At 73.9% G+C, this 16,869-nt stretch carries 11 protein-coding genes and 2 tRNA genes; 9 read left to right on the top strand and 4 right to left on the bottom strand.

Going from position 1 to position 16,869, the window contains the following annotated elements:
• Nucleotides 1-39: 39 nt before the first annotated feature.
• Nucleotides 40-113 (bottom strand) — tRNA-Lys (locus tag ACFQ8C_RS20535).
• Between the two features lie 183 nt (nucleotides 114-296).
• On the opposite strand from ACFQ8C_RS20535, the gene ACFQ8C_RS20530 reads away from it, so the two are divergent.
• The 6 genes from ACFQ8C_RS20530 (at nucleotide 297) to ACFQ8C_RS20505 (ending at nucleotide 8,764) form a co-directional block, all read left to right on the top strand.
• A complete protein-coding gene (locus tag ACFQ8C_RS20530; RefSeq protein WP_383459368.1) occupies nucleotides 297-1,661 on the top strand; it encodes a peptidoglycan-binding protein in 1,365 nt (454 codons plus the stop codon).
• 1,277 nt (nucleotides 1,662-2,938) lie between these two features.
• On the top strand, nucleotides 2,939-4,207 hold the full coding sequence (locus ACFQ8C_RS20525; RefSeq protein WP_383459365.1) for an SPFH domain-containing protein: 1,269 nt from the start codon (nucleotides 2,939-2,941) through the stop codon (nucleotides 4,205-4,207).
• Nucleotides 4,208-4,396: 189 nt separating this feature from the next.
• Nucleotides 4,397-4,987, top strand: coding sequence for a lytic polysaccharide monooxygenase (locus tag ACFQ8C_RS20520; protein ID WP_383459362.1), 591 nt, complete (start codon nucleotides 4,397-4,399; stop codon nucleotides 4,985-4,987).
• A 25-nt stretch (nucleotides 4,988-5,012) separates the two neighbouring features.
• A complete protein-coding gene (locus tag ACFQ8C_RS20515) occupies nucleotides 5,013-6,692 on the top strand; it encodes an AMP-binding protein (protein ID WP_383459360.1) in 1,680 nt (559 codons plus the stop codon).
• Between the two features lie 174 nt (nucleotides 6,693-6,866).
• Nucleotides 6,867-8,171 carry a sensor histidine kinase gene (locus ACFQ8C_RS20510; RefSeq protein WP_383459357.1) on the top strand — a complete coding sequence of 435 codons (1,305 nt, stop codon included), beginning with the start codon at nucleotides 6,867-6,869 and terminating at the stop codon, nucleotides 8,169-8,171.
• Nucleotides 8,111-8,764 (top strand): response regulator, encoded by a 654-nt coding sequence (locus tag ACFQ8C_RS20505; RefSeq protein WP_383459354.1) that lies wholly within the window; start codon nucleotides 8,111-8,113, stop codon nucleotides 8,762-8,764. Before ACFQ8C_RS20510 ends, ACFQ8C_RS20505 begins: the two co-directional genes overlap by 61 nt.
• Before the next feature lie 56 nt (nucleotides 8,765-8,820).
• Here the strand turns inward: ACFQ8C_RS20505 and ACFQ8C_RS20500 are convergent.
• Both ACFQ8C_RS20500 and ACFQ8C_RS20495 read right to left on the bottom strand, forming a co-directional pair.
• Nucleotides 8,821-8,894: transfer RNA gene (locus ACFQ8C_RS20500), tRNA-Lys, on the bottom strand.
• Nucleotides 8,895-8,969: 75 nt separating this feature from the next.
• Nucleotides 8,970-9,728, bottom strand: coding sequence for an IclR family transcriptional regulator (locus ACFQ8C_RS20495; protein ID WP_383459352.1), 759 nt, complete (start codon nucleotides 9,726-9,728; stop codon nucleotides 8,970-8,972).
• Nucleotides 9,729-10,117: 389 nt separating this feature from the next.
• Here ACFQ8C_RS20495 and ACFQ8C_RS20490 point away from each other — a divergent pair, with 389 nt between their 5' ends.
• Both ACFQ8C_RS20490 and ACFQ8C_RS20485 read left to right on the top strand, forming a co-directional pair.
• The gene (locus ACFQ8C_RS20490) at nucleotides 10,118-11,245 is read left to right on the top strand and encodes an LLM class flavin-dependent oxidoreductase (protein ID WP_383459349.1); all 1,128 of its coding nucleotides are present in this window, start codon (nucleotides 10,118-10,120) and stop codon (nucleotides 11,243-11,245) included.
• Nucleotides 11,246-11,499: 254 nt separating this feature from the next.
• Nucleotides 11,500-13,209, top strand: coding sequence for a glycosyl hydrolase family 18 protein (locus ACFQ8C_RS20485; RefSeq protein ID WP_383459346.1), 1,710 nt, complete (start codon nucleotides 11,500-11,502; stop codon nucleotides 13,207-13,209).
• 97 nt (nucleotides 13,210-13,306) lie between these two features.
• Here ACFQ8C_RS20485 and ACFQ8C_RS20480 read toward each other — a convergent pair whose 3' ends face one another.
• A complete protein-coding gene (locus tag ACFQ8C_RS20480) occupies nucleotides 13,307-15,202 on the bottom strand; it encodes a putative bifunctional diguanylate cyclase/phosphodiesterase (RefSeq protein WP_383459344.1) in 1,896 nt (631 codons plus the stop codon).
• A 384-nt stretch (nucleotides 15,203-15,586) separates the two neighbouring features.
• On the opposite strand from ACFQ8C_RS20480, the gene ACFQ8C_RS20475 reads away from it, so the two are divergent.
• The gene (locus ACFQ8C_RS20475; RefSeq protein ID WP_383459373.1) at nucleotides 15,587-16,807 is read left to right on the top strand and encodes a M6 family metalloprotease domain-containing protein; all 1,221 of its coding nucleotides are present in this window, start codon (nucleotides 15,587-15,589) and stop codon (nucleotides 16,805-16,807) included.
• The last annotated feature ends 62 nt before the right edge of the window (nucleotides 16,808-16,869 follow it).

Here is a 16,869-nt window from a genome sequence, read left to right as displayed (position 1 = left end):
TGATGCCCACTCGTTTTCGGTTGGGGCCTTCTCTGTCGGTGCGCCGCCAGGGACTCGAACCCCGGACCCGCTGATTAAGAGTCAGCTGCTCTAACCAACTGAGCTAGCGGCGCCTGCTGACAGAGATAACTCTACCCGACCTCTAGGGGTGCTCCTGACCAACGGTGACCGTCTCCGGCCTGTCGGATGGTCTTATGAGGCCTTTGATCCGTCAAAATGCGTTTTGTCCAGACAGTTGAGAAACTGGCGCCCGAAACGAGGCCCAGAAGATCTTGACGAGTGTGGAGGGGAATCGCATGAGCGTGCCGGTCTTCGAGGAATTCGAACCCGCGCCCGACTGCGGCTGCCCGGGCTGCGCCCGGCACCGCCGCGACCTCGCGCTGGGCCTGCCGGTCCGCGCGGGCGGCCACCCGGCGGCGCACGGCGCCCGCCGGGCCCTGGTCCTGGTGACGGCGGCGGGCGCGGTACTGGGCGGGGGAGGGGCGAGCACCGCCGCGACGGCCCTGGCGCCCGGGACCCCCGCGACCCCGGCGGTCCCGGCGGACGCGGCCCTGGGCTCCGACACCCCGCAGGGCGGGCGCGCCCCGCTGCACGGCCCGCCGGCCGCGCCGGCCGACGGCGCGCCGACTCCCGGCGCGGTCCCGACGACCAGTCAGATCTCGACGGAGACGCTGCGGAAGACGACCCGCACGGAGATCGTCAACCGGGCCAAGAAGTGGGTCACGGCCCAGGTGCCGTACTCGATGGAGAAGTACTGGTCGGACGGGTACCGCCAGGACTGCTCCGGCTACATCTCCATGGCCTGGAACCTGCGCAGCAACGAGTGGACGGGCAGCCTCGACCGCTTCGCCGTCCGCATCGACCGGACCGAGCTCCAGCCCGGCGACATCCTGCTCTTCCACAATCCGGCCAACCCGACCCGCGGCTCGCACGTGACGATCTTCGGCGGCTGGACGGACTACACCCACACGTCCTACATCGCGTACGAGCAGACCAAGCCGCGCACCCGGAAGCAGGCCACGCCGATGGCGTACTGGGAGAACTCCGCCCGGTACGTCGCCTACCGCTACAAGGGCCTGGTCAGCGGCGGCACGGGCGCGGGCGGCGGAACGACGGCGCCGCCGGCGGGCGCGGCGGCGTACCCGGGCGGTTCGAAGTTCGGCCCCGGCGCGGACAACGCGCACGTGACACGGCTCGGCCGGATGCTGGTCGACCGCGGCGCCAAGGGCTTCTACGCCACGGGCCCCGGCCCGAAGTGGGGCGAGGCGGACCGGCGGGCGACCCGGGCGTTCCAGCTCGCGCAGGGCTGGAAGGGCAGGGAGGCGGACGGGCTGCCGGGCCCGCACACGTGGGCGCTCCTCGTCTCGGGGCAGGGCAGGGACATCGGCGGTTCGAGTGGTTCGGGCGGTTCGAGCGCAGATGCGACGAGGTTCCCCGGGCGTGGCTACTTCCGTCCGGGCCAATCCAACGCATATGTGGAGAAGCTGGGCAAACAACTGGTGAAGCGGGGCTTCGGCAAGCACTACCTGTCGGGACCCGGTCCGCGCTGGACGGAGGCGGACCGCCGCAACGTCGAGGCGTTCCAGCGGGCACAGGGCTGGCGCGGCGCAGCGGCCGACGGTCACCCCGGCCCGGAGACCTGGCGGCGATTGTTCCGATGACCCCGAGAGCATGAGGTGGACCCCGAATGACGGCAGCACCCCCCAACGACTCCGGCGCCGCGGCCTCACGCGACGCCGCGAGAACCGCCCGCCGCCTCACCGACGGCACCCTCCCCCGCAGACCCCCCACCCCGCCGCCCCACGAGACCCCACCGACCACCGAGGCCCCGCCCCCCACACCCGCCGACACCCCACCGCCCCCGCCTCCGCCTCCGACACCCGGCGACCCCGCTCCGGTCGCGGCCTCCGACGGCCCGCTCACGGCCGCCGACTCCGCGCCCCCTCCGGCCCAGGCCGCCGCCGAGGACCCGGACCCGGCCCGGCCCGCCGACGCCTCGCCCGGTGCGGCGCGGACGACCGCCGACGCTTCGCCCGGCGCGGTCCCGTCCGCCACCGGCGCGCCGGGCGGACCGCACCCCGTACCGGCCGCGCCCGGTCTCCCGACGGACTCGACTCCGGCGCCTACTCAAGCCCCGACTTCGGCTCCGGCTCCCGCGCCGACTTCGGCTTCGACTTCGGCTCCGGCTTCGGCGCCTGTCGTTGCCGGGCCTGCCGTCCGCGCGCCGGGCGAGGCGCGGGCGGAGTCCGTAGCGGCCCCCGCTCCGGCCGACCCGGCCCGTACGCAAGCTCCCGCCGGGGCGGCGCCGCGCGAGGCAGGAGCCACGCCGGTCCCGGCCGCTGTCCCGGCGGGCCCGGGGCAGGCCCCGGCCGGGACGGCCGCGACGTCTGCCGTCCACCCGCCGGACCTCCCGGCGGGCTCGGCAGGCGCCCCGACGGGGCCGGTTCGGACGGACGCCCCGACGCCGAAGCCGACGCTCACACCGACACCGACACCGACACCGACACCGACACCGACACCGACACCGGCGCCGGTCGGCCGGACGTCGGCCACGGCCGGTGTCCCGGCCGGCTCGGCGGAGGCGGCCCGTACGCCGGGGGAGGCGCGCCCGACGGCGGGTCCGGCCCCGGCCCTGGACGGCTCCGCCGCCCGGGCCACCGCCGCTCCGGCGGAAGGAGTGGCGGGCCCGGCCACCGGGGCCCGGGCCCGTACGGCCGGTGACCCCACCCGTACCCCCGTCGGCTCCGTCTCCGCCGCCCGGCCGTCCGGCACGAGGCGCGCGGCGGGGGTGACCGGGGGAGCGACGCCCGGCAGCTCCGACCTGCCGGGAGCTCAGGGAGCTCAGGCGGCCCGGACAGTCCAGGGAGCTCAAGGAGCCCAGGCGGCCCAGGCGGCCCAGGGAGCCCAGGCGGTCCAGGGAGTCCAAGGGGCTCAGGCGGTGCGGACGGTCCAGGGGGTCGGTGTGTTCAAGGAGGAGCGGGAGTTGCTCGACTTCGGGCGGATCACGGGGATGCGGGTGGCGTCGGTCGCGATGCCGGTCGCGGGGGTGGGTCGGCTGCCGCGCCGGAAGAACCTCATCGGGGCGGAGACGACCGGGTCGATCCCGGTGCACCTGCTGTTCCGCGACGGCGGCGGGCCCGGCGGCGGGCCCGGGGGCGACGCCGTCGCCGCCCGCGGGGACGACGGCGGGCCCGACACCGTCGCCATGGCGCCGCCCGGCGGGCGGAAGCCGAGGACCGTCATTCCGAGGCCCGTCACCAAGCCGGTCCGTGCCGACTCCGCGCGGCCCGCGCCGACGGCCGATCCGGCGCTGGTGGAGCGGTCGGCCGCGGTCCTCCCGGGTTGGGTCGGCGTGGCCGGCGGGCTGCTCGCGCTCGTGGGGTGCGCGGCCGTCGTGTGGTGGACGGGTGTCGTGCCCGACGGGGTCGCGCGGATGCTGCGCCTTCCCCCGCGCCCGTACCACGGCGTCCACCTCGCCCAGTGGGCCCTGTTGGCCCTCGGTGTGCTGGCGGTGCTCTTCGCGGTGGGCGGGCTCGGCCGGGGCAGGGTCGGGTACGCCTGGGTGCTGACGCTGTTCGGCGAGTACCGCGGCACGGTCCGGCGTACGGGCCTGGTGTGGGCGAGTCCGCTGCTGCTGCGCCGCCGGGTGGACGTCCGGTTGCGTCACTGGCGCAGCGAGCCGCTGCCGGCGGTGGACGCGAAGGGGACGGCGCTCGACGTGACGGTGCTCGTGGTGTGGCGGGTCCGCGACACCGTCCGCGCGGCGCTCGGCGTCGACGACCACGAGGACTACCTGCGGGAGCAGGTCGAGGCGGCGATGGCCCGGGTGCTGTCGCAGCTGCCGGCCGACGCCTTCCACGAGGACGCGCCGACGCTGCGGGACGCGGAGGCGGTCGGCGAGGCGCTGACCCGGATGCTGTCGGCGGAGTGCGCCCCGGTCGGCCTGGACGTCTTCTCGGCGCAGCCGACGAGGATCGAGTACGCCCCCGAGGTGGCGGAGGCGATGCGCCGCCGCCGGATCGCGGCGATCGACGCGAAGCACCGGGACAGCGTCCTGACGTCGGTGGTGGACGCGGTGGACGACGTGGTCCACCGGCTGACCAGTCGTGGTCTGGTCGAGCTGGACGACTACGAGCGCAAGGCGCTGGTGAAGGACCTGACGGTGGCGTTCTACACGGGCCGTGGGGGGCCGGGCGAGGGCGCCTGAGATCGGTTCCGGCTTCTGGTCACGAGGGCGGTCGGGGTCTCCCGGCCGCCCTCGCCGTTGGTATGGACATGTTCAACTTCCGTCCCTACCTTGGTACTTGGTCTAGACCTAGAACAGTCCCTTCCGCACGCGTGCAGCACGGCCCACGGGCATCACGGAACTCCCCCACGTTCTCCCTGGAGCGACAGCATGCGCAAAAAGACAGGGCTGGCCGCCGTGGCACTCGGCGTCACGGCCGCCTCCCTCTTCGCCACCAGCACCGCGAGCAGCCACGGCTACACCGACTCCCCGATCAGCCGCCAGAAGCTCTGTGCCAACGGCACGGTGACCAACTGCGGCAACATCCAGTGGGAGCCGCAGTCCGTCGAGGGGCTCAAGGGCTTCCCGGGCGCCGGGCCCGCCGACGGCACCATCTGCGCCGGCGGCAACTCCCAGTTCGCCCAGCTGGACGACCCGCGCGGCGGCACCTGGCCGGCGACCAAGGTCACGGCGGGTCAGAGCTACACCTTCCGCTGGCAGTTCACGGCCCGCCACCGCACCACGGACTTCCGCTACTACATCACCAAGAACGGCTGGAACCCGAGCAGCAAGCTCACCCGGGCCCAGCTCGACCCCCAGCCGTTCCTGACCGTCCCGTACAACAGCCAGCAGCCGCCGGCGACCCTCTCGCACTCCGGGACCATCCCGGCGGGCAAGACGGGCAAGCACCTGATCCTGGCGGTGTGGACGGTCGCGGACACCGCGAACGCCTTCTACGCCTGCTCGGACGTTCAGTTCTGACGTACCGTCAGTTACAGTCCGGGCCATGACGGCCAGGACACGGGCAGGCGCGGACACCGTCGCGGAGCTGATACGGCGCCGCTGGGGCGACCACCGGACCGGGCTGAGGGACGAGCAGCACACCCTCAGCCACCACCGGGCCGCCGCCGGCGCCGCCGCCCGGGCCGCCCTGCTCGTGGAGCTGATGCCACCCCGGCCGGGGAGCGAGCCGCACCTCGGCCTCCTGCTCGACAACACGCCGGAGTACCCGCTCTGGCTCGGCGCGGCGGCCCTCGCGGGGGCCGCCGTCGCCGGTCTCAACCCCACCCGCCGCGGCGCCGAGCTGGCCCGGGACATCACCCACACCGCCTGCCGGGTCCTCGTCACCCAGCGCGCCCACCTGCCGCTCCTCGACGGCCTGCCGCTGCCCGGCGTCCGCGTCCTGGTCACCGACACCGAGGCGTACCGGGAGCTCCTCGCGCCCTACGACGGCGCCCGCCCCGGCGACGCCGTCCTCGGCCCCGTCGGCCCCGGCACCCGCTACCTCCTCACCTTCACCTCCGGCTCCACCGGCGCCCCCAAGGCGGCGCTCCGCAGCCAGGGCGCGGTCGCGTCCGCCGGCGCCTCGCTCGCCCGCGCCTTCTCCGTCGGCCCGGACGACACCCACTACGTCTGCATGCCGATGTTCCACGGCAACGCCGTCATCGCCGACTGGGCCCCCGCCCTCGCCGCCGGCGCCGGGGTCGCCCTGCGGGCCCGCTTCTCCGCCTCCCGCTTCCTGCCGGACGTCCGGCGCTACGACGCCACCTACTTCACCTACGTCGGCCGGGCCGTCCAGTACCTCCTCGCCACCCCGCCCGGTCCCCACGACCGCGACCACCGGCTCCGCCTCGGCTTCGGCACCGAGGCCGGCGCGGTCGACGCGGCCCGGTTCCGCGAACGCTTCGGGGTGCCGCTGATCGAGGGGTACGGCTCCTCCGAGGGCGGCGCGTCGGTCCAGCGCACCCCCGACACCCCGCCCGGCGCCCTCGGCCGCGCCGCGCCCGGCGACGACCTGGCCGTCGTCGACCCCGAGACCCTGCGCGAGTGCCCACCGGCCCGCTTCTCGCCCACCGGCCGGCTCCTCAACGCCGACGAGGCCATCGGCGAACTCGTCAACCGCGGCGGCACCGGCACCTTCGAGGGCTACTGGCGCAACCCCGCCGCCGAGTCCGCCCGCCGCCGCGGCGGCTGGTACTGGACCGGCGACCTCTTCCACCGCGACGAAGCCGGCTTCCTCTACTTCGCCGGCCGCACCGACGACCGCCTCCGCGTCGACAGCGAGAACCTCGCCGCCGCCATGATCGAGGCCATCCTCGCCCGCTGGGACCGGGCCGCGGGCGTCGCCGTCTACGCCGTCCCCGACCCGGTGGCCGGCGACCAGGTCATGGCCGCGCTGGCCCTGCGCCCCGGCATCGCCTTCGACCCGACGGCCTTCGCCGCCTTCCTCGCCGCCCAGCCCGACCTCGGCACGAAGATGCCCCCGCGCTTCGTCCGCGTCACCCGCGAACTCCCCCTCACCGCCACCAACAAGATCCACCGCGTCGCCCTGCGCCGCGCGTCCTTCCTCTGCGACGACCCCGTCTGGTGGCGTCCGGCGCCGACCGCCCCGTACGAACCCCTCACCGGACCCGCGACCGCCGCCCTCCTCGCGGAGTACGCCCGCCACGGCCGCGAACCGGCGTGACCCCCGCCCCCAAGCGGCCCCCCGAGCGCCCCGGCCGAACCCCCGCCGGAACCCACTCCGGGTGTTCCGCGAAGGACGCCGCCGAGCCCGGCCCGGGGTAGGTCCGGCCCCACCTCCGACCCACCCTCCCGCCCCATGGCCCGCCCCCGGCGCGCCCGCCTACGGTGGGCGGTCATGGAAGCCCGTGACCTCCGCCAGGCCCTCGTCCTCCGGCCCCGGCGGTACCCCTTCGGCGCCTGGCCCTGGCGGGCCGCCGCCTATCTGGCGAGCGGCACCGCCGCCGGCGCGCTGGCCTGCGCCGCGCTGCTCGTGCTGCTGCTCGCCTCCCTCCTGCTGGTCGGCATCCCGCTGCTGCTCCTCGGCGGGGTCGCGCTCGGCGGCCCCGAGCGGCTGCGGCTGCGGCTGGTGGACCGGCGACCCGCCCCCGACCCGCACCGGGTGCCGGGCGCCCCCGGGCTCGGGGCCTGGGCGCGGGTGCGGGCGGGGGAGCCGGCGACCTGGCGGGAGTTCGCGTACGGGCTCCTCCTCGCCACCGTCCTGTGGCCGCTCGACGCCCTCGCGCTCGCCGTCGCCCTCGGCGTGCCCGGCGTCCTGCTCGCCACGCCGTTCCTGCTCGCCGCCGACGGACACGAGACCAAGGTCCTCAAGGCGGTCCTGGTGACCTCGTACCCCCCGGCCCTCGCCGCCGCCGTGCTCGGCGCGCTCCTCCTCGTCGGGCTCTCCTACCCCCTCGGGCTGTACGCGGCCGGGCGCGGCGCGCTCGCCCGGGCCCTGCTCGCGCCCCGGGACACCGGCGCGGCGGACGGGCTCGGCGAGGTCATCGCCTCCCGGGCCCGGCTCGTGGACGCCTTCGAGGCCGAGCGGCGCCGGATCGAGCGCGATCTGCACGACGGGGCCCAGCACCGGCTGGTCGCGCTCACGATGACCCTGGGACTCGCGCGGCTGGACGCCCCGGCGGGCGGTCCGCTGGCCGAGCGGCTGGCGCGGGCGCAGGAGGAGGCAGGTCAGGTGCTCACCGAGCTGCGCGAACTGATCCACGGCATCCATCCGCAGGTCCTCGCCGACTACGGGCTCGGACCGGCGCTCGCCGACGCCGCCGACCGTACGGCCGTCCCCGTCGACACCGACCTCGGCGGTCTGCCCCGGCTGTCCGCCGCCGTCGAGAGCGCCGCGTACTTCACCGGCCGGGAGGCGCTCGCCAACGTCGACCGGCACAGCGGTGCCTCCCGCGCCCGGCTCGCCGGCCGGCACGACGGCCGTGTCCTCGTCCTCACCGTCGAGGACGACGGGCGCGGCGGCGCCGATCCGGCCCGCGGCTCCGGGCTCACCGGCCTCGCCGACCGGCTCGCCGTCCTCGATGGCACACTGACGATCACCAGCCCGCCGGGCGGGCCGACGGTCCTACGAGTGGAGATCCCGTGCCGCGTTCGCTCCGCGTCGTCCTCGCCGAGGACGGTGTCCTCCTCCGCGAGGGACTGATCGGTCTCCTGGCCCGTTTCGGCCACGAGGTCGTGGCCGCGGTCGGGGACGCGGAGGCGCTGCGGGCGGCGGTCGCCGCCCACGACCCGGACGTGGTGCTCACCGACGTGCGGATGCCGCCGGGCTTCCAGGACGAGGGGCTGCGGGCGGCGGTCGCCCTGCGCGCCGACCGCCCCGGGCTTCCGGTCCTCGTCCTCAGCCAGTACGTGCAGCGGGACTACGCCGCCGACCTCCTCGACTCGGGCGACGGCACCGGCGTCGGCTATCTGCTCAAGGACCGGGTGGGGCAGGTGGAGGAGTTCGTGGACGCCCTGGCCCGGGTCGCCGCCGGCGGCACGGTCGTCGACCCGGAGGTCGTGCGGCAGCTGCTGCGCCGGCGGCGGGACCCCCTCGCGGCGCTGACCCCGCGCGAGCGGGAGGTCCTGGCGCTGGTCGCGGAGGGGCACTCCAACGGCGAGGTGGCCCGTCGGCTCGTCGTCACCGAGGCCGCGGTCGGCAAGCACATCGGCAACATCCTCGCCAAGCTCGGCCTGCCGCCGGCCGAGGACACCCACCGGCGGGTCCTCGCCGTCCTCGCCTATCTCCAGGCGTGACCCGCGGGCACGACAGAAGAGGCCCCCCGCTTCCGCGAGGGGCCTCTTCCCGTCTGTGCGCCGCCAGGGACTCGAACCCCGGACCCGCTGATTAAGAGTCAGCTGCTCTAACCAACTGAGCTAGCGGCGCGTGCTGACAGAGAAAATACTACCTGGTCCCGACGGGTGCTCGTGACCGCCCCGCCGGGACTCCGCTTTCCGCGGCTCAGATCGCCAGCGAGAGCACCACCGGAGCCGCCCGCCGGTTCAGCGTGTCGGCGGCCGAGCGCAGCCGGTGCGCGTGCTCGATGGGGAGCGAGAGCGCCAGGCAGCCCACGGAGGAGCCGGCCGTCAGCGGCACCGCGGCGCAGACCGTGCCGACCGCGTACTCCTGGAGGTCGAGGACCGGGACGGTCGGCGGCTGGCTGTCCAGCTTGGAGAAGAGCACCTTCTCGTTGGTGATCGTCCGCGAGGTCAGCCGGGCGATCTTGTGCCGGGAGAGGTGGTCGCGCCGGCCGTTGAGGTCGAGCTGGGTGAGCAGGCACTTGCCGACGGCGCTGGCGTGGGCCGCGGAGCGGAAGTCCACCCACTCGTTGACCTTGGGCGTGCGCGGGCCGTCGGCGAACTGGGTGATCTTCACCTCGCCGTCGATGTACCGGCTGATGTAGACGGCGGCCCCGACGGAGTCGCGCAGCTCGGTGAGGGTCTCCTGGAGCTTGGCCTCCAGGGCCTCCCGGCGGGTCGAGCCCGAGCCGAGGAGGACCAGCGAGTCCCCGATGACGTACGCGCCGTCGGAGACCTGTTCGACGTACCCCTCGCGCCGGAGCATGAGGAGCAGTGACGAGAGGTGGTGGACGGGCAGTCCGGCCTCCCGGGCGATCTGGACGTCCGACACCCCACCGCCGTGCCGCGAGACCGTCTCGAGGACGCGCAGGGCGTATTGCACCGAGTGGAACGGCGCGGTGGGCTCGGGCTTCAGCGCCACGGTTTCCCCCTACCAGGTTGTGACCGCAAGCTTCCGTACCACGATAGCCGCCAAGGGCCGTTTGCGGGGCGGCTGTTGGCGAGAATCATGCGGAGGATCCCCGGCCTGTGCAGGGGCGCGCCACCCTGGCATATGACATGGGCATGAGTGAACGGGAGAGGGTGAGGTCAGAAGGGTGCGGACCCCTGCTCGCGCAGGCGTTCGGGCGGTCGTGGCGCGAAGATTCCCTGCGGGGAAGCGGAGCCGGACGCCGATCCTCCGGTGGCCGGAATGTGACCCTCGCCACCCGAATTGTCTCTCTCATCCCGTAATGGGGCGTCATGGAATAACCGCCACCGCACCCCTGTTGCCGTTCCGTTGGACATACCCCACGGAGGAAGGACCGGACGGTGAGCGAGACCGGCACCCAGGCAGACGCGGACACGGCGGACGAACCCACGAGGGACGTCATACGCGGGCAGGCCCTGGGCTCCGCCCCCGTACCCCTCTCCGTCCTCGACCTGGTGACCGTGGGCAGCGGATCCACCGCGAGCCGCTCGCTCGCCACCAGCGCGGAGCTGAGCCGGCTCGCCGAGCGGCGCGGCTACCACCGGCACTGGGTGGCCGAGCACCACTCGATGCCCGGGGTCGCCTCCTCCTCCCCGGCCGTGATCCTCGCCCACCTCGCCGCCCACACCAGCCGCATCCGTCTCGGCTCCGGCGGCGTGATGCTCCCCAACCACGCCCCGCTGGTCATCGCCGAGCAGTTCGGCACCCTGGAGGCGCTCGCCCCGGGCCGGATCGACCTCGGACTCGGCCGCGCCCCCGGCACCGACGGCGCCACCGCCGCCGCCCTGCGCCGCACCGACACGCTCGACGAGGGGGCCGACGACTTCCCCGAGCGGCTCTCCGAGCTGACCCGCTTCCTCGACGACGACTTCCCCGACGGGCATCCGTACGCCCGGATCCACGCCGTGCCCGGTCCCGTGCAGGGGCCCGGGGGCCGGCCGCCGGTCTGGCTGCTCGGCTCCTCCGGCTTCAGCGCCCGGCTCGCCGGGCTGCTCGGACTGCCCTTCGCCTTCGCCCACCACTTCTCGGCCCGCAACACGATCCCGGCGCTCGACCTCTACCGGCAGTCCTTCCGCCCCTCCGCGGTGCTCGACGCGCCCTACACCCTGATCGGCGTCGGCGCCCTCGCCGCGGACGAGGAGCGGGAGGCGCACCGCCAGGTGCTCACCGGCGCGCTGTCGATGCTGCGGCTGCGCACCGGCCGGGCGGGGCTGATCCCGACGCCGGAGGAGGCGGAGGCGTACGGATTCGGCCCGATGGAGCGGGAGTTCACCGACGGCTGGCTGGCGAACGTCGTGTACGGCACCCCGGACGCGGTCCGCGCGGGGCTCGACGAGCTCCAGAAGCGGACCGGCGCCGACGAGCTGATGCTGACGGCCAACGTGCACGGCGGGGCGGCGCGGCTGCGGAGCTACGAACTGATCGCGGACGCCTACGGCTTGCCCGAGCTCGACGCCCCGGCCGGCTGAATCCCGGATTCCGGTGAGGGGTTGGTTCATCGTCGAACCACCTCGCCGGCTTCCCTAAAGAAACCTTAAACCGCTCGTCACGCATGGTGGCGAGCGGTTTCTTTTTGTGCTGCACGCCTCTGACGAGGGCTTTCGCCCTCGAATTGGTCTAGTCCTCAATCTGGTTCAGACCATTGACGCGCCGTTTACACGGGGGTTATCACTTCTCCAACTCCTGTACGGCACCACCAGTACCCCCCCATCGGAGGACGCTCGTGCACCCCCGTAAGTCATTGATCGCCGCGCTGCTCAGCTCGGCCCTCGCGGCCGGCGCCCTCGCCGCCACCGCGGGCCTCGGATCCGCCCAGGCCGCCGACGCCTCGACCACCGCCTCCGCCGGCGGTGTGCGCATCGCGTACTACGACCAGTGGAGCGTGTACGGCAACGCGTTCTACCCCAAGCACCTCGACACGCGGGGCATCGCGAGCCAGCTCGACGTCGTCAACTACTCGTTCGGCAACATCCACCCGACGAACCTCACGTGTTTCGAGGCCAACAAGGCCGCGGGTGACGACAACAACCCGAACGCGGGCGACGGCGCCGGCGACTCCTACGCCGACTACCAGAAGTCCTTCTCCGCGGCCGACTCCGTCGACGGCGTCGCCGACAAGTGGGACCAGCCGATCGTGGGCGTCTTCAACCAGTTCAAGGAACTGAAGGCGAAGTACCCCCACCTGAAGATCAACATCTCGCTCGGCGGCTGGACCTACTCCAAGTACTTCAGCGACGCGGCCAAGACGGACGCGAGCCGCAAGAAGCTCGTCTCCTCCTGCATCGACCAGTACATCAAGGGCAACCTCCCGGTCGAGGGCGGCTTCGGCGGCCCCGGCACCGCGGCCGGCATCTTCGACGGCATCGACATCGACTGGGAGTACCCCGGTTCCTCCGGCGGCCACCTGGGCAACCACTACGCCCCCGAGGACAAGCAGAACTTCACCCTGCTCCTCGCCGAGTTCCGCAAGCAGCTCGACGAGTACGGCGCGGCCAACGGCGGCAAGAAGTACCTGCTGACCGCGGCCCTCCCGGCCGGCCAGGACAAGATCAAGTACATCGAGACGGACAAGATCGGCGCGTACCTCGACTACGCGAACATCATGACGTACGACATGCACGGCGCCTGGGACGGCGACGGGCCGACGTACCACCAGTCCCCGCTCTACTCCGGCTCCAACGACCCGACCGACGTGATCGCGCCGGGCCAGGAGAAGTACTCGATCGACGCCGCCATCGACTCCTGGATCGACGGCAACCCGACCTACGGCATCACGGGCGGCTTCCCCGCCAACAAGCTGACCCTGGGCTACGAGTTCTACTACCGCGGCTGGAAGGGCGTGCCCGCCGGCGCCGCCAACGGCCTCGCGCAGCCCGCCACCGGCGGCTCCAACGTCCGCCCGCTCTCCCAGCAGGCCGGCATCGCGCACTACAAGGAGCTCGGCGGCATCGTCGACAACGCGTCGACCACCTTCTGGGACGACCAGGCCAAGTCCTCGTACTTCTACAAGGACGGCGAGTTCTTCACCGGTCTCAACCAGAAGTCCATCGAGGCCCGGGTGGCCTACGGCAAGCAGCGCGGGCTGGCCGGCGCGATGATGTACTCGCTCCTCGGCCTGGACAACAACGCCACCCTGCTGACCCAGATCAACACCGCGCTCGGCGGCACCACCGTCCCGCCGACCACGCCGCCCACCACGCCGCCCACCACCCCGCCGACCACGCCTCCGACCACCCCGCCGACCACGCCTCCGACCACGGAGCCCCCGGCCGGCTGCGGCTCGGCCCCGGCCTACGTCGCCGGCACGGTCTACAACGCGGGCAACGAGGTCTCCCACAACGGCCGCAAGTACAAGGCCAAGTGGTGGACCCAGAACGAGGCCCCCGGCACCACCGGTGAGTGGGGCGTCTGGCAGGACCTCGGCGCCTGCTGAAGCCCCACCTCGCCTCACCCCGCATGAACCGCTGCCCCCGCCCGGAATGTCCCTCCGGCCGGGGGCAGTTCCATGCCCGTGTACCACCCGCCGGGGCTCAGACCCGCAGCGGCGCCGTGCCCTCCAGCATCGCGGCGATGCACTCCGGGGCCACCGGCCGCGAGTAGAGCCAGCCCTGCCCGGTGTCGCAGCCGATCCGCCGCAGCCGCGCCGCCTGCCCGGCGGTCTCCACGCACTCGGCGGTCACCGTGAGCCCCAGCCGGTGGGCGAGCTGCACCAGGGCCTCCACGATCAGCTCGTCCGCCGGGTTGGCGTGCTCCTCGTCCTGGAAACCGCGCACGAAGGAGCCGTCCAGCTTGAGGACGGAGACCGGCAGCCGGCTCAGATAGGCCAGGTTCGAATAGCCGGTGCCGAAGTCGTCGATCGCGATCCGCACGCCCATGTCGCTGAGCGCCTGGAGGGCCTGGAGCGGGCGGCCCGCCGAACCCATCACCGCGGACTCGGTCAGCTCCAGCTGGAGCAGGTGCGGGGCGAGCCCGGTCTCGGCGAGGATCCCCGCCACGTCCGCCACCAGGTCGGAGTCCCATACCTGACGGACCGCCACGTTGACCGAGACGAAGAGCGGGCGCTCGCGCGGATGGTCCTTCTGCCACTGTCGTGCCTGCTCGCAGGCGGTGCGCAGCACCCACCGCCCGAGCTCCACGATCGAGCCGTCCTCCTCGGCGATCGCGACGAACCGATTCGGCGGCAGCACCCCGAACTGCGGGTGGTTCCACCGCACCAGCGCCTCCACCCCGCGCACCGCCCCGCCGGCCAGGTCGACCAGCGGCTGGTACTCCAGGGCGAACTCCCCGCGCTCCACCGCCGGGCGGAGGGTGGAGGAGAGCGCCTGCCGGGTCATCCGGTGCGCGTTGCGCTCCGGGTCGAAGAGCGTCCACCGGGCCTTGCCGTCGGCCTTCGCCCAGTACAGCGTGGTGTCGGCGGCCTGCATCAGCCCGGTGGCGGTGGTGCCGAAGGCGGCGCGCTCGACGACGCCGATCGAGGCCGAGACCGAGAGCCGCTGCCCGCCGAGGTCGAAGGGCCGCTCCAGGGCGGAGAGCACCGAGCGGGCCAGGTCGGCGAGTTGCTCCGTACCGGTCGACTCCTCGACGAGGACGGCGAACTCGTCGCCGCCGAGCCGGGCCACGAGATGACCGCCGCTGCGGGTGTAGCCGGCGCTGTCGGCGCACTCGGTGAGCCGCCCGGCGACGGCGGCGAGCAGCCGGTCGCCGACCCGGTGCCCGAGCGTGTCGTTGACCGCCTTGAAACCGTCGAGATCCAGGTAGCAGAGGCCGATCCGCCCTGTTCTGCCATGGCTGTGTGATCGGTACGACCGGTACGGCTGATGCGACCGGTACGAGTCCGGGGCGCCGGCCGGCTCGATCGGTCCGGCCGCGCCGGTGGCCGCCTCGGCGCTCTCCGCCGCCGCCGTCTCCAGGGCGGCCGAGAGGCGCTCGAAGAAGAGCGTCCGGTTGGGCAGCCGGGTCACCGGGTCGTGCATCTGGAGGTGGCGCAGCCGGGCCTGGAGCTCGCGCCGTTCGCTGATGTCCGCGACGGAGAGCAGCACCCGGCCGGTGTCGGGGACCGGGGCGACCGTGACCTCGGCCCACAGCTTGCGCCCGTCGGGGTGCTTGAGCCGGCGGGTGCAGCGGAAGCGGGAGCGCCGGCCGCGCAGCACCTCGCGGTAGGCGTGCCAGGTGCGGCCGTCGGCGGCGAGGTCCACGAGGTCGGCGGCGGCCTGCTCGCGCAGGGCGGCGCCGTCGGTGCCGAGGAGGGCGCCGAGCGAGTCGTTGGCGGCGATGACCAGGCCGTCCCGGTCCACGAGGGCCATGGCGAGCCGGGAGGCGCTGAAGGCGGCCCGGTAGTCGCGGAGTTCACGCTCCGTGAGTGCCGGGCGGGCCGGCGGGATGCCGGGCGGTTCTGGGTGTACCGGTCCTTCGGGGGTTCCGCTCACCGCTCGCTCCCGTGGTGCAGGGGGGCCGTTCACATGTGGTCGGGATGGTCGGCCTGGGACAAGTCTGCCGATCATAGAGCCAGCCCGGGGGGCCGTTCCAGCTCCGGGGCGGGTGGCCGGGGGCGCGGACGGTGTGAGGCGGGCCACCGGGCGCCTCCCCCTCGACCGTTTCCGCTCGGGTCTGACGCACGGCGTCTTCGGGATGACCGAATGTGACTTTCCGTGAGCTGAAGTCCGACCGTCTCACGTCCACCGGGCGCCGCCCTCTCACCCGACCGGGGCAGCGGAAACATGCGAAACACCGCGAACCATCACAAGGTGGGGGAGGTGTCCCGCACTCGCGAACCGGAGGTCCACGTGGAGGGTCAGCAGCCACCCGGGGGAGTGGAGCGCTCCCGGCTGCGCGCCGGAGCCGCCTCGTTCACCGCGCTCGCCGCGCTCGCGGCCACCGGCCTGGTCGCCGGGCCCGCCGTGGCCTCGCCCTCGGCCGGCCCCTGCGCCCTGCCCCGTACCGCAGCCCACCACTCGCTCGGCCTCGACAGCTGGAACGGCTCCTATCCGCGCCCGGACCGCTCGCTCGACGCCGTCATGATCTTCCTGTCGTTCCCGGACGCCACTCCGCTGACCACCCCGGAGGAGCTGACCGCCGACCACTTCCCGGCCACCGCCGAGTTCTTCCGGCGCGCCTCCTACGGGCGGTTCACCCTGCGCCCGCACCCCCGCGCCACCTGGACGCGGATGCCCCGCCCGTCCACGGAGTACGACATACGGCGTGACTGGGACGCCGGGAAGCGCGCCGCCTACCTGCGGGACGCGGTCGCCGCGGTCGACGGCTCCGTGGACTTCTCCCGGTACGACATCGTCTATCTGGTCGCCGACCCGGACGCGCCCGGAGTCGACTCCGACGCCACCAAGGTGGTCAACCTGGAACGCCCGCTGGAGGCCGACGGCGCGGAGATCCGGCGGGTCGTCACGGTCTTCGAACGGCACCCGCCGGACCGGAACGTCCTCGCCCACGAGACCGGCCACGTCTTCGACCTGCCCGACCTCTACCGCCGTCCGGCCGACGGCAAGGGCGACTGGGACACCCATGTGGGCGACTGGGACGTCATGGGCAGCCAGTTCGGGCTCGCCCCCGACCCCTTCGGCTGGCACAAGTGGAAGCTCGGCTGGCTCGACCGCTCCCAGGTGACCTGTGTGACGGGCGACAAGCCGCGGGTGGTCGGCCTGGAGCCGGTCTCCACCGCCCCCGCGACCCCCGGTGCGCGCTCCACCCGGCTCGCCGTCGTCCGCACCGGCTCGGACAGCGTCCTCGCGATCGAGGCCCGCGCCGCCACCGGCAACGACGCCGACACCTGCACCGAGGGCGTCCTCGTCTACCGGGTCAGGGCCCGCGCGGCCTCCGGCGACGGCCCGGTCCAGGTCGTCGACGCCCATCCGCGCACCGAGGCCTGCTGGGAGCGCTCGGTCTACCCGCCGCTCGCGGACGCCCCCATGGAGGTCGGCGAGACCCTCACCGTGCCCGGCACCGGTGTCCGGGTCGAGGTCGCCGACCGCAGCGAGTCCGGCGTCTGGACCGTGAAGATCACCCCGCCCGGCGTCTAGGCCGTCGCTTCGCCCGGCGTCCAGGCCGTCTCTTCCGGCTCCAGCCGGGCTCCGAGGCGCCG

It is taken from the genome of Streptomyces sp. NPDC056503 (assembly GCF_042794995.1).
Classification (GTDB): Bacteria; Actinomycetota; Actinomycetes; order Streptomycetales; family Streptomycetaceae; genus Streptomyces.
Note: the sequence above shows the minus strand (reverse complement) of the source record. Positions and strands in the feature narration are given on the sequence as shown.

What these genes read in the sequence shown, in the direction of transcription:
- ACFQ8C_RS20530 (WP_383459368.1), top strand. Translation starts at nt 297, where the DNA reads ATGAGCGTGCCGGTCTTCGAGGAATTCGAACCCGCGCCCGACTGCGGC.
- ACFQ8C_RS20520 (WP_383459362.1), top strand. Translation starts at nt 4,397, where the DNA reads ATGCGCAAAAAGACAGGGCTGGCCGCCGTGGCACTCGGCGTCACGGCC.
- ACFQ8C_RS20515 (WP_383459360.1), top strand. Translation starts at nt 5,013, where the DNA reads ATGACGGCCAGGACACGGGCAGGCGCGGACACCGTCGCGGAGCTGATA.
- ACFQ8C_RS20510 (WP_383459357.1), top strand. Translation starts at nt 6,867, where the DNA reads ATGGAAGCCCGTGACCTCCGCCAGGCCCTCGTCCTCCGGCCCCGGCGG.